Source organism: Mesorhizobium sp. M2A.F.Ca.ET.067.02.1.1 (assembly GCF_004023285.1).
In the GTDB taxonomy this organism is placed as follows: domain Bacteria; phylum Pseudomonadota; class Alphaproteobacteria; order Rhizobiales; family Rhizobiaceae; genus Mesorhizobium.
This window is the reverse complement of the sequence record NZ_RZSB01000094.1, coordinates 1-12,137: the sequence shown is the minus strand read 5'-3', so window position 1 is coordinate 12,137 and position 12,137 is coordinate 1. Positions and strand designations below refer to the sequence as shown.

Below are 12,137 nucleotides of genomic sequence, written 5' to 3'. Positions count from 1 at the left end.
CGCCTCGGCAGCGGAGGCGCCGCGCGCCATCAGCTCCAGCGCCCGGACCCCGAGCGTCGGATCGGTGACGTTCTGGCTGGCGACCGCGCCGACACCCGCCTGGGCGTAGGCGCAGCGCGCCGCGACAGCCGGAGACGACGACGACACCGCCACCCCAAACATGCCTGTCCGCCTGCAGCGCGCAACGATGGAAAAGGTCATGGCCTCAGTCCGGTATGACGGCGGTGCCGTCGATTTCGACCAGCCATTCCGGCCGCGCCAGCGCCGACACGACCAGCCCGGTCGAGACCGGATGCACGCCTTTGATGTATTCACCCATCGTCCGGTAGACGGCCTCGCGATGGCGGACGTCGGTGATGTAGACCACCACCTTCACCAGATGCTCCATCGTGCCGCCGCACTCCTCGATGAGCTGCCTGATGTTCTGCATGACCTTGTGCGTCTGCTCGGCCGGATCGTGGCTGTCGATGTTCTTGGCCGTGTCGAGATCCTGCGGACACTGGCCGCGCAGATAGACGGTGCGGCCGCCGCGGGTGACAACCGCTTGGCAGAGATCATTGTCGAGCTTCTGCTCGGGATAGGTTTCCTTGGTGTTGAATTTGCGAATTCGCGTATGCGCCATCTTGGTCTCCAATTGGGTCGGGCTCGCAGCTTTGGTCAGGCGTCCACGGGCTCGCGCTTCGCGGCGGCATGGTAGGCCAGATATTTGCGCTGCGTCGAAATACGGTCTGCCACATGCTTGGCATCGTGCCAGACGCCCCAGATGAAGCTCGACCCTCGGCGCGATTGCCAGGGCAGCCCCAGGAAATAGATCCCCGGCTCGGTCGAGACGCCGCGATGGTGCCTTGGCCGGCCCTTCTCGTCGAAGGCATCGACCTTCAGCCAGCTGTAGTCAACGGCGAAGCCCGTCGCCCAGATGATCGTCGCCACGCCGGCTTCGGCAAGATCGAGATTAAGGATCGGATTGGTCACGCAGTCCGGATCGGGGTCAATCTTGCGGAGAGCGGGCTCTTCCGGAAGGTCGAGGCCGTTGCGCGCGACATAGGCATCGGCCTCGTCCAGCAGCGACATCAGATTGGCGTCGCCTCGCGCAATATTCTTCGCAAGATCGGGCGCGAAACTCATCACGCCGTCCTGGTATGCCTTGGTCATGCCGACGAGGGTGAGCCCCTGCGCGGCCAGGCGGCGGAAATCGATCGTCTCGCCGCCACGCGCGCCACTCACAGCGATCGTGACATGTTCCGTGCCAGGCCCTGGCGTTTCGAGGTCCCATTTGCCGAGCACGCCCAACCACCAGCAGAAGTCGCGCCCGCGATAGGAACGCGGCGGACGATCGTGCGGGCCGACCGAGAGATAAACGCGCCTCCCGGCGCGCTGCAGCTCATCGGCAATTTGCACGCCCGAAGATCCCGCGCCGACCACCAGCACCGCGCCTCTCGGCAACTGCGCCGGATTGCGGTAGGCGCTGGAGTGGATTTGCAGGAGGCCGGCATCAGCAGGAACGAGAGAGGGGATGACGGGGACCTGGAAAGGCCCGGTCGCGGCGACGACGCTGTTGGCTTCGATCACGCCATCCGAGGTTTCGACGCGGAATCCCGGACGGCCGACATTCCTCTGCACGAGCTTGACCTCGACGCCGCAGCGGATCGGCGCGTTGATCTGCTTTGCGTAGGCGACGAAATAGTCGGCGACCTCTTCCTTGGAAGGAAAGCCGTCGGGTCCTGTCACCGGAAACTCCATGCCCGGGAAACGGTCGTGCCAGGCCGGGCCGTTGGCGACCAAGGAATCCCAGCGCTGCGAGCGCCAGCGCTCGGCAATCCGGCCGCGCTCGAGGACGAGATGGGGTACCCCGCATTTGCTCAGGTGCTCGCTCATGGCCACCCCCGCCTGGCCGCCGCCAACGACAAGCGTGTCTACCGTCTCAACCGACATGCTCAGTCCTTTTTTGATCATCCGACAGCTTCCGCCGCGCGGGATGAAACCGACCTTGGGCCACGGGTGGGTGCACACAGGCTGCGCCATCCGACCGCTTCTGGCGCTCACAAGTAGCAGCACGTACCAGCGCGGGCCCATAACGAATCTCCGAAGTCACGCGTAACCATTTCCGAATTTCTCGCGCCGAGAGACGCACCTAGAGTTCCGGAATTCTCGAGGGGCTGGGATGCAGACTGAGAGCTTTGACTACATCGTCGTCGGCGCCGGTTCGGCCGGTTGCGTGGTCGCCAATCGGCTGAGCGCCGATTCGTCAGTCAAAGTATGCCTGATCGAGGCCGGCGGCAGCGACAACAGCCTGCGGGTCAAGGTGCCGGCAGGCATCCTTTCGCTCTACGGCAATCCTAATTACGACTATTGTTTCGTCGGCGTGCCGCAGCCGCCCCTCAACAACCGCAGCATTCCGGTCAACCGCGGCAAGGCGCTGGGCGGATCGAGCTCGATCAACTCGATGGTCTATATCCGTGGCGCCGCCGAGGACTATGACGAGTGAGCCGGACTCGGCTGCGCCGGCTGGGCCTATCGGGACGTGCTGCCCGTGTTCAAGAAGCTTGAGCGCAACCTGCTCGGCCAGGACCAGCGCTATCACGGCAGCGACGGCGAACTGCTGGTCGACAATCCGCGCGACCCGAACGTGCTTTCAAGCATGTTCGTCAAGGCCGGCAAGAACGCCGACCTCCCCGCCAACACCGACTTCAATGCCGAAAGCCAGTTCGGCCTCGGCATCTACAATGTCACCCAGGATCGCGGCCAGCGCTTCAGCAGCTTCAGCGCCTTCATGCGTCCGGTGCTCGACCGCAAGAACCTCACGCTGCTCACAGAATGCGAGGTGATCGACCTCGTCATCGCCGAAGGGCGGGCGACGGGGATGCGCGTGCGGCATGAGGGCCAGCAGAAGACGCTCTCGGCCAACCGCGAAATCGTGCTTTCGGCCGGCGCCATCAACTCGCCCAGGATATTGATGGCCTCCGGCATCGGACCGGCAGATGAGCTCCAGCAGATCGGCATCACGCCGGTGCTCGATCTGCCGGGCGTCGGCAAGAACCTGCAGGATCATGTCGACGGCATGATCACGGTGCGCTCCAAAAGCACCAGGACGCTCGGCCTGTCGCTCGCCAACCTGCCGCGAATGGCGGCAGCGCCTTTCCAGTATTTCGCGCGCCGCAAGGGCATGCTAACCACCAACTATGTCGAAGCCGGCGGTTTTGCGAAGACCAGGTACGCGAACGGCCTTCCCGATATCCAGTTCCATTTCGTGCCCGGATATCGCAGCCATCGCGGCAGGCTGATCGAATACGGTCACGGCTACGCTATCCACACCTGCGTGCTTCGGCCGAAAAGCGTGGGCGAGATCAGGCTGTCGCGAGACAGTGCTCGCCGGGATGTTCTGATCGACCACCGTTTCTTCACGCATGAGGACGACGCCATGGTGCTAGTCGAAGGCATCAAGATCGCGCGCCGGATTTTTGCCTCGTCCGAATTCGACGCGGTGCGGGGCAAGGAGATGCTTCCGGGCAAGGATATAAGCAGCGACGACGAGATCCTCGCCTATCTGCGCGCCGAAGCGCTGACCGTCTATCACCCGGTCGGGACCTGCAGGATGGGAACGGACGACATGGCCGTCGTCGATCCGGCGACGCTCAAGGTGCGCGGCGTGGACGGACTTCGCGTCGCGGATGCTTCGGTCATGCCGAAGCTGATCGGCGGCAACACCAACGCGCCAAGCATGATGATCGGGCAGAAGGCTTCGGAGATGATCCTTGGTAGGGGCGCGTAACGGCGAACGGTAAAGATCGCCTCGCCTTCGAAATTGGGCCGCTCGGCATTTCGCTGAGCTGCCCGATTGTTGCCCTGAACCGGGGAGCGCCCTTGCAACCCGTAGCGGCCGCGAAGGCGGTGATGCGCCGATTTTTCCGGCGAGACCCCCGACCGAGGCGGTCACGAAGCCGTGACGGCCGTAACGAAGGTTCCGCAGGTTGCGAAGACTGGGCGTAGACGCCGCGCGAAGCACTTCCAGCGCGGCTCGGCCAAGCATCGGCCGCCCCCGCAAATCTCTCAAGGAACCCACGATTATGATGAATCGGCGCACTTTCTCCACCACGCTTGCCGCCGGAATGGCCACGAGCCTCCTTGCCAGCTCACCCAGGGCGCGAGCGCAGACGACCCCGAAGCTGCGCAATGTAGTCATGGTTCATGGCGCCTATGCGGATGGTTCGTGCTGGTCGGACGTGGTCGGCATCCTGCAGCAGGCCGGCTTCAGGTCAACCGTCGTCCAGCACCCGCTGACCACGCTGGAGGCAGGCGTCGAGGCAACGCGCCGCGCGATCGCTCTCCAGGATGGACCGACGGTGCTTGTTGGACATTCCTTTGCTGGCATGATCGTCACGGAAGCGGGGATGGACCCGAAGGTCTCCTCGCTCGTCTATGTCGCGGCGCGCGCGCCGGACGCCGGCGAAGATTACACGGCGCTCGCCAAGACCTTTGCGGCGCCACCGGCTTCCGCCGGCCTCGTCTGGTCCGAAGGCTACGGCAAGCTCAGTGAGGAGGCTTTCCTGCGGGATTTCGCCGGCGGTATTCCGCACACGAAGGCGCGTATCCTCTATGCCGTCCAGGGGCCGATCTCGGACAAGCTTTTCACCGGAAAGACGACGCAGGCGGCCTGGCGCTCGAAGCCAAGCTGGTATGCCGTATCGACGGAGGATCGCACGATCAACCCTGATCTCGAGCGCTTCATGGCAAAGCGGATGAACGCAAGAACCATCGAGGTGAAGGCAAGCCATTTGTCGCTGATCTCTCACCCGCACGAGATCGCCCGGCTTATCTCGCAAGCCGCCGGACAGCTGAGCTGACAGGCTGATCGGGTCCGGGGCGGCAGACGTCCGCCGCCTCGGGTTCGGGCGTTCGATGCTCCCGACCATTTGCCCTCAGTGATCCTCGTCGATCTCATCGTGCAGGAGGCCGAGGATGCGGCGCTTGAGCGCGATGAAGTCGGGTTCGAGGATCACGTCCATAGAGCGCGGCCGCGGGATGTCGACCTTGATCTCGGCCTTGATCTTGCCGGGCCGGGCCGTCATCACCAGGACGCGGTCGCCCAGGACCAGCGCCTCGTCGATGTCGTGGGTGACGAAGAGCACCGTCTTCTGCTGCCGCTCCCAGACGCGCAGCAGCAGCTTCTGCATGGTGCCGCGCGTCTGGCTGTCGAGCGCGCCGAACGGCTCGTCCATCAACAGAACGGCCGGGTCGTTGGCAAGGGCGCGCGCGATCGCCACGCGTTGCTTCATGCCGCCTGAGAGTTGCGCCGGATAATGGTCGGCGAATGGCGCAAGGCCGACCTCGTTGAGATACTGGTCGACGATCTGCCTGCGCTGCTCCGCCGGCAGACCCTTGCGCTTGGGGCCATATTCGATGTTGGCGCGCACCGTGAGCCAGGGAAACAAGGTGTAGCTCTGGAACACCATGCCCCGGTCGGGACCTGGCTCGATCACTTCCCTGCCGTCGACCTTGATGCTGCCCGAGGTGGCGTCATTGAGCCCGGCGGCCAGATAGAGCAGGCTGGATTTGCCGCATCCTGACGGACCGACGATGACGCAGAATTCGTTCTTGGCGACCTGCAGCGACACATCGTCCAGCGCCAGCACGCCATTGACGTCGCCATAGCGCAATGTCACGTCCTCGATGGCCATGGTGGTGCCGGCCGAACGCTGATCGCCGGCTGCATGGGTCGTGCCAGCCGGGTTGTTCGCCTTGATGGTTTCGGTCATCACTACCCTTGATCCGGCTGCGGTTTGCGAGGAGGCGTTCATAGTCAGGCTGCCCATGGCGCGACCCTCGCCCGGAGAATGCGGAATGCCGTGTCAGTGATGAGGCCAAGAAGCCCGATCGCAGCGATCGCCATGAAGATCACATCGACCTGGAAGCCGCGCATCGCTTTGAGGCTGATATAGCCGAGGCCGCTCGACGCCGCGACCAATTCCGCCACGACCAGGTAGGTCCAGGCCCAGCCCATGGTGACGCGAAGCGTGTCGAGGATCGCCGGAAGCGCTGCCGGAAAGATGACGTGCCACACGGCTTCGCTACGCCTGGTGCCTAAAGTGTAGGAGGCGTTGACCAGGTCTCGGGAGACGCTGCGCGCGCAGTCGGAAATCATCACGAGCTGCTGGAAGAACGTGCCGAAAAAGATCACCGCTATGCGCTGCTCGATGCCGATTCCGATCCACAGGATGAACAGCGGCACGAAAGAGGTCACCGGCAGGTAGCGGATGAAATTGACCAGCGGCTCCAGCGGCGCCTGCACCGCCCGGTAGGTACCCATCCACAGCCCTAGCGGCACCGCGATCGCCGAGGACACGATGAAGCCAAGGATCACCACCTTGGCGCTGGTGAAAGTGTGATAGAAAAGACTGCCGTCGAGCGACATGCGATAGGCCGTCTGCAGCACGGTTCCGGGCGTCGGCAGGAACATGCTCGGCACGACGCGGCCGTAGGACAGAAGAGCCCAGCCGCCGATCACGGCTATCCACATTGCCAATGCGAGGGTGGTTGCGGTGCTGGCGGGAATGTTGGCGAATGGGGTCGTCAGGCGTGTCCACGCCGTCCGCCTCTGTGCCATAGGATGGCCTCCGTAGATTTAAGCGCGAAACTGAAGCTTTCGAGAAAAAGCGGGGTCAGCCTGTCAAGCCGACCCCGACGGATTTCGAAGGCTTACTGTTCCTTGATGAAATCGGTGTCGAGAATGGTCTTCGCGTCGATCGTCATCTTGAGCTTGCCGGCCTTGCCCCAGATATCCTGGGCGAAGTTCACCAGGTCGGACGCCTCGCTCTTTTCCGGAGTGCCGAAGAATTCCAGGTTGCGGGCGCGGTCGTAGTAGCGCACGCCCTGGGCGCCGGCCGCGAAATCCTCGGGCTTCTCGAGATAGCCGCCAATGCCCTTGGCCATGATCTCATAGGCCTTGTCCGGATTGGTCTTGATGTAATCGACCGCCTTGTAATAGCCCTTGATCAAAGCCTTCACATCCTCGGGATGCTTCTCGATCAGGTCGCATTTGAGCGCGATCACGTCAACGATCAGGCCGGGCGTCGTCGCGGAGTCGATCAGCACCTTGCCCTTGCCGCCCTTGCGGACTTCGGTCAGGTGCGGCTCCCAGGTCACTGCGGCGGGAACCTGGCCGGCGATGAAGGCGGTCGCGGCGTCATCGGCGGTCATGTTGGTGATGCTGACATCGTCCTCGGTCATGCCTTCCTTCTTCAGGAGCACGTTGAACCAGAATTCGGAAACGGAGCCCTCGTTCAGGGCGACGGGCTGGCCCTTCAAATCCTTGAGCGACTTGACGTCGGCCTGCGTGACGACGCCGTCGCCGCCGTGGCTGTCGTCAAGCGCCACGACATATTTGAAGCAGAGGTCGTCGGAGCGGTACTTCATCAATTCGTCGACTGTGGATGCCGCGCCATCGAGATCGCCGCCGGCGACCGCCGCCATATAGAGCGCCGATTCTTCGATTACTTTCAGGTCGACGTCGACGCCGGCTTCCTTGAAGTAGCCGAGGTCGCGGGCAAGAAACAGCGGCCCGTAGCCGACCCAGGTGGTCATGCCGAGGCGGATGGCGCCGGCGTCAGCGGGGGCGGCAAGCCCCAAGCCCAGCAGGCCTGCGCTGACCGCGGTCATCAGGCAATTGCGGAATGTCTTCATTGTCGTGGTTCCCCATGGCTGTTGCTGGCATCGGCCTCATTCGAGTGGCGTATGCCAGGCTGTCGTTTCGGCAGCCGCTCTCTTGTTATGCGTCGCCCTCCCAGGCGGGCCTTCTTCTAGGTTCCGCAAGAGAGCATCCGGGCCGGGTCGCCTAAAGAAGTCTTTTTCTGTCCTTTGCTTCGCCGAAACCGAAGCAGCGGCCCTTTCCTTGCCGACGAACTCGAATCGAGGGCGCCGCGCGATTGCGGTTCCGGCGGATGTGCCAATGGCCACGGGCCGGTGCCGCCCTGGAAGACGCAAAACGGCGACCGGGATCGGTCTGCTCGGCATTTCCGCTGCGCAATCGGCGGCCGGCATATCGCTCAAGGACACCACGGAGGCGGTTGTCGCCGTATTCACCGGCGGTATCCAAACACTCGACCTGAGCAGTTGAAGCTACGTCGTCGGAAAATTTCGGTCTCAGCGGCTAATGCCTGACCATCCCGGCGTCGACGTTCAGCGTCTGGCCGGTGATCCAGCGGGCGTCCTCGCTCGCCAGGAACGATACGACGTCGGCGATATGCTCGGGCTGGCCCTTGCCTTTCATCGCCTGCAGCATCTCGACGAAGCCGAACGCCTCGTTGTGCGGGCTCGCCTTGACGCCGTCGCTCTCGATCAGGCCGGGCGTCACCGCATTCGCCGTGATGTTGTATTTGCCTAGTTCCGTGGCCAGCGCCCGGGTGAAGCCAATGACGCCACCCTTGGCCGCGACATAGGCCGCCATGTTGGGTGTGCCGGCAAAGAAGGTGTTGGAGGCGATGCTGATGACGCGTCCCGCCTTGTTCGACGCCCGCATCTGGTCAGTGGCCGCGCGGGTGACGATGAACGTGCCCGTCAAATTGACGTCGATGATCTTGCGCCAATGGTCGAGATCGACATCGTCCCACGCGATGAACGGCACGATGCTGGCGTTGTTGACCAGTATGTCCACGCCACCGGTCAGCGCCTGGATTTCAGCAAAAAGCGCTTTGACGGACGCTGGATCGGAGATATCGGCGGCGACAGCCTTCGCTTTCCCGCCGATCGACGCGGCGGCCGTCTTTGCGCCCTCGGCGTTGATGTCACTGACGATGACGGTCGCGCCGTCGGCCGCCAGCCGCGCCGCGATCGCCTTGCCGATACCCTGCGCCGCGCCCGTCACCAGGGCCGCCTTTCCCGCAAGCCGTCCAGTCATGAAATTTCTCCCTCGATCCGTGATCCGATGATGTCCGTTCAGGCGTCGGCGTCGATGACGGCCAATGCCGCATCGATGCCTTTGCCGATTGCCAGTTTCTGGCCGGCCGCGTTCATGGCGCCGCCAAGCGCCGTCAGCGCCGCGATGGCGTAGATCGGCTGGGCGGTCGGCCCCATGTGGCCGATGCGCGTCAGCTTCCCCAGCGTTTCGCTGCGACCAGATGAAAACACCACGCCGTAGCGGGCGCGCGCGGCCTGGCGAAGCGCCTTCTCGTCGACACCGTTGGGGGTGCGAACCGCGGTGGTGGTCGGCGACGCGATCCCGTCGCTGGCTGCCCAGATCGACAAGCCCATCGCTGCGACGCCCGCGCGCGTGGCCCTGGCTGTAAGCGCGTGTCGCGCCCACACCGCCTCCGGCCCCTCGTTGAGATAGAGGTCGAGCGCGACATCGAGCCCGTTGATCTCCGAGACCGAAGGCGTGAACGGAAACGGCTTGTCGCTCGACCAGGCATCTTCCCAGTCGACGATGCTCAGCATCGATGCGCGCGGCGCAAGCGGATTGGCCTTCATCTTGGCCCAAGCCCGCTCGCTGACGCCCATCATGGTGAGGCCGGGAGGGGCGCCCAGGCATTTGTTGGGACCGGTGACATAGATATCGGCCTTGCAATCCTCGGGATGGGTCTTCATGCCGCCAAAGGAAGAAACGGCGTCGACGATAAGGTAGGCGCCATGCGCCGAGACCAGCGCGCCGATGGCGTCGATCGGATTGATGGTGCCGGATGGCGTGTCGTGGTGACAGACGGAAACGACGGTGATTTCCGGATGCGCCTTCAGCATTGCCGCGACCGCCTGCGGGTCGATCGCCTCATTGTAGGGCACTTCTATCTCGAGCAGATTGGACGAATAGCGTTTCGCCCAATAGCCGAACCCCTTGCCGTAAACTCCGGAGGCAAGGTTGAGCACGACGTCGTCGGGCGCGATCAGGGAAGCCGCCGCGGCCTCGAGGCCGAGCACCGGCTCGCCATGCAGGATGACCGGCTTGTTCGACAGCCGCATCGCCTTCTGCGCCTTGTCGGTCACTCTTTCGTAGAAGAGCTGGAACGCCGGGTCATAGTCGTAGAGCACGGTGCGGCCGAGGCCACGCAGCACTTCCGCATAGGCGTTGACAGGCCCGGCGGTCAGCGTGATGACAGGATCGGCATGATCGGAATAGCGCATGGGAGTGGTCTCCGGATTGGCGGCGTTCAGCCGTAGAACTGGGTGCCGGTCTTGTAGGTCTTGAAGTTTTCCATGTCGTGCGAGTACATCAGCTCGGCGCCGTAATCCTCGGCCAGCTTCTTCACCTTGCGCATCGAATTGACGCCCGCGACCGGGTCGATATGGAAGGCTGCCTGGCACAACGTCTCCAGGCTCTTCTGCGTGTAGGCGGCGTCTATGGTGAACATGATCGGCTTGCGCTTGGGAAACTCGACCAGCAGGCTGTAGTGGCCGATCGAATGGCCGGGCGTCGAGATCAGCTTCACGCCTTTGGCCAAATCGACGTCGCCCTCGATGCCTTCGAAGGTCGAATTGGCGCGCGTCGTGCCCTCCAGCAGCTGCGCGGTGGCGCCACGCGCCTCCGCCGCCTCGGCCGAGAAGCTCAGGTCGGAATAGCCGAGATGCTCGAAAGGTTGCGGATTGCAGGCCTGTGGCACCTCGGAGCGATGGCAGATCTTCTTTGCGTGTGGAAAATACTTGTTGCCGCCGCAATGGTCGAAATGGAAATGCGAGTTGACGACGACGTCGATGTCCTTCGGCTCCAGCCCGAGCAGCGCCAGCGCGCCGGGAATGGTCTGGTGCTTTTCCTGGATCGGCTTCTCGAAAGGCAGCACTTTCATGACGTGGTCGTAATCATAGCCGGTGTCGATGAGGAACCGGCCCTCGGCATGCTCGATCAGGATCGAATAGACGGGAAAGCGCACTTCGCCGCCGGGGCCGCGATTCCAGAACACATGATAACCGTCGAGAACGAGCGAGCCGCCGTCGAGCAGGTAGACCTTGGTATCCGACATTTGTCGTCTCCTATCTTGGCGCGGATCCCATCCGCGCATCTGGTTTCTGTCAGCGCGCGCCGCGCTCATATGGAATGCCGAGCGCCGCAGGCAGGCTGGCGCGCCGCCCGAACAGCACCAGCATGATCATCACCGCCAGGAACGGCAGCATCTGGATGATGTCGGTCGGGATGTTGATGCCCGCCACCTGCATGGCCGTGGTCAGCGACAGGCACACGCCGAACAGCAGAGCGCCGAACAGCACCCAGACCGGACGGCCGCGCGCCAGCATGGCCAGCACGATGCCGAGAAAGCCGGCGCCATTGGTGATGAACGGAATGAACAGGCCCGCTCCCACATTGGCGAGATAGGCGCCGCCCAGTCCGGCCAGCGCGCCGGTCGTCAGCACCGCGATGGTGCGGGTCCTGATGACGTCTATGCCGGCGACGTCGAGCGCGGCCGGCTTGTCGCCGGCGGCCTGCAGGTTGAGGCCGAGCTGCGTGCGCCGGTAGACGTAGCCCATGGCGAACACCAGCGCGACGGCCAAGTAGACGATCAGGTGATGCTTGAAGAAGGCCGGCCCGATGACGGGAATGTCGGACAGCAGCGGAATGACGGTCGCATCCGCCGCCGGCAGGCGGGGATAGCTGCGCGAGAACTGGAAATGATGGAGCAGCGCCGTCAGACCTTCCAGCCCCAGCGTCAGCGCAATGCCGATGACGATCTGGTTCAGCCCGATGCACACGCAAAGCAGCGCCATGATCAGCGCCACCGCGACGCCGCCCGCGGCGCCGGTGAGGAAGCCGAGCCACAGCGACCCCGAATAGAAGGCGCCGACAAAGCCGAGATAGGCGCCGGCCAGCATCATGCCTTCAATGCCGATGTTGAGCACGCCGGCCTTTTCCGACATCTGCTCGCCGAGCCCGGCAAGCAGCAGCGGGACGGCCGCAGTGACGGCGCCGAACAACAGCGCGCCAAGAAAAACCTCGCTGAACAGCCCGGTCATGTCTCAGGCCTTTCTCGACTGGTTGTAGCGGTGGTCGACATACTCAGCGAGGGCGAGCACGATCAGCACGATCGAGACCAGCACCAGCGTGAAATGATTGGGCACGCCAAGCCGCCTCGCCGCGCTCTCGCCGCCGATCGAAAGCACCGAAAGCAGGAACACGAAGCCAATCGCGGCAAAGCCATTCATGCGCGCGAGGAACACCGCCGGAA

At 63.6% G+C, this 12,137-nt stretch carries 13 protein-coding genes and 2 pseudogenes; 4 read left to right on the top strand and 11 right to left on the bottom strand.

The genetic code is table 11. From position 1 onward, the window contains the following. The 3 genes from EOA28_RS10240 to EOA28_RS10230 all read right to left on the bottom strand — a co-directional run. Positions 1-201 (bottom strand): DUF1028 domain-containing protein (locus tag EOA28_RS10240; RefSeq protein ID WP_148670679.1); only part of this gene is annotated, 201 nt, incomplete at its 3' end. A gap of 4 nt (positions 202-205) precedes the next feature. Next, entirely contained in the window at positions 206-622 is a 417-nt protein-coding gene (locus EOA28_RS10235; protein WP_042647582.1) for a RidA family protein, read from the bottom strand. Between the two features lie 35 nt (positions 623-657). Continuing rightward, on the bottom strand, positions 658-1,932 hold the full coding sequence (locus tag EOA28_RS10230; protein ID WP_127252759.1) for an NAD(P)/FAD-dependent oxidoreductase: 1,275 nt from the start codon (positions 1,930-1,932) through the stop codon (positions 658-660). Between the two features lie 229 nt (positions 1,933-2,161). Here EOA28_RS10230 and EOA28_RS40130 point away from each other — a divergent pair. The 3 genes and pseudogenes from EOA28_RS40130 to EOA28_RS10220 all read left to right on the top strand — a co-directional run. After that, positions 2,162-3,040, top strand: a pseudogene (locus tag EOA28_RS40130) (GMC family oxidoreductase N-terminal domain-containing protein); the annotation flags it as partial. Between the two features lie 18 nt (positions 3,041-3,058). Next, on the top strand, positions 3,059-3,769 hold the full coding sequence (locus EOA28_RS40125) for a GMC oxidoreductase (RefSeq protein ID WP_348633427.1): 711 nt from the start codon (positions 3,059-3,061) through the stop codon (positions 3,767-3,769). A 292-nt stretch (positions 3,770-4,061) separates the two neighbouring features. Further along, positions 4,062-4,841, top strand: a complete 780-nt coding sequence (locus EOA28_RS10220) for an alpha/beta hydrolase (RefSeq protein WP_127252768.1) — start codon at positions 4,062-4,064, stop codon at positions 4,839-4,841. Between the two features lie 75 nt (positions 4,842-4,916). On the opposite strand, the gene EOA28_RS10215 is transcribed toward EOA28_RS10220, so the two are convergent. The 3 genes from EOA28_RS10215 to EOA28_RS10205 form a co-directional block, all read right to left on the bottom strand. Beyond that, the gene (locus EOA28_RS10215; RefSeq protein ID WP_245463438.1) at positions 4,917-5,675 is read right to left on the bottom strand and encodes an ABC transporter ATP-binding protein; all 759 of its coding nucleotides are present in this window, start codon (positions 5,673-5,675) and stop codon (positions 4,917-4,919) included. Between the two features lie 122 nt (positions 5,676-5,797). After that, complete coding sequence (locus EOA28_RS10210) at positions 5,798-6,601, bottom strand: ABC transporter permease (RefSeq protein WP_127252762.1); 804 nt, start codon at positions 6,599-6,601, stop codon at positions 5,798-5,800. 92 nt (positions 6,602-6,693) lie between these two features. Next, positions 6,694-7,677, bottom strand: a complete 984-nt coding sequence (locus EOA28_RS10205; RefSeq protein WP_127252763.1) for an ABC transporter substrate-binding protein — start codon at positions 7,675-7,677, stop codon at positions 6,694-6,696. Between the two features lie 265 nt (positions 7,678-7,942). Between EOA28_RS10205 and EOA28_RS38750 the strand changes: the two genes are divergently transcribed. After that, positions 7,943-8,110: a hypothetical protein gene (locus tag EOA28_RS38750; RefSeq protein ID WP_189341993.1), complete on the top strand. Its 168-nt coding sequence runs from the start codon at positions 7,943-7,945 to the stop codon at positions 8,108-8,110. 33 nt (positions 8,111-8,143) lie between these two features. On the opposite strand, the gene EOA28_RS10200 is transcribed toward EOA28_RS38750, so the two are convergent. The 5 genes and pseudogenes from EOA28_RS10200 to EOA28_RS10180 form a co-directional block, all read right to left on the bottom strand. Next, complete coding sequence (locus EOA28_RS10200; protein ID WP_127252764.1) at positions 8,144-8,890, bottom strand: SDR family NAD(P)-dependent oxidoreductase; 747 nt, start codon at positions 8,888-8,890, stop codon at positions 8,144-8,146. Positions 8,891-8,928: 38 nt separating this feature from the next. Continuing rightward, entirely contained in the window at positions 8,929-10,107 is a 1,179-nt protein-coding gene (locus EOA28_RS10195) for an alanine--glyoxylate aminotransferase family protein (protein WP_128314865.1), read from the bottom strand. Between the two features lie 26 nt (positions 10,108-10,133). Further along, positions 10,134-10,940 carry a 4-pyridoxolactonase gene (locus EOA28_RS10190; protein ID WP_127252766.1) on the bottom strand — a complete coding sequence of 269 codons (807 nt, stop codon included), beginning with the start codon at positions 10,938-10,940 and terminating at the stop codon, positions 10,134-10,136. A 49-nt stretch (positions 10,941-10,989) separates the two neighbouring features. After that, entirely contained in the window at positions 10,990-11,925 is a 936-nt protein-coding gene (locus tag EOA28_RS10185) for an ABC transporter permease (RefSeq protein ID WP_127252767.1), read from the bottom strand. Between the two features lie 3 nt (positions 11,926-11,928). Continuing rightward, positions 11,929-12,137, bottom strand: a pseudogene (locus tag EOA28_RS10180) (ABC transporter permease); the annotation flags it as partial.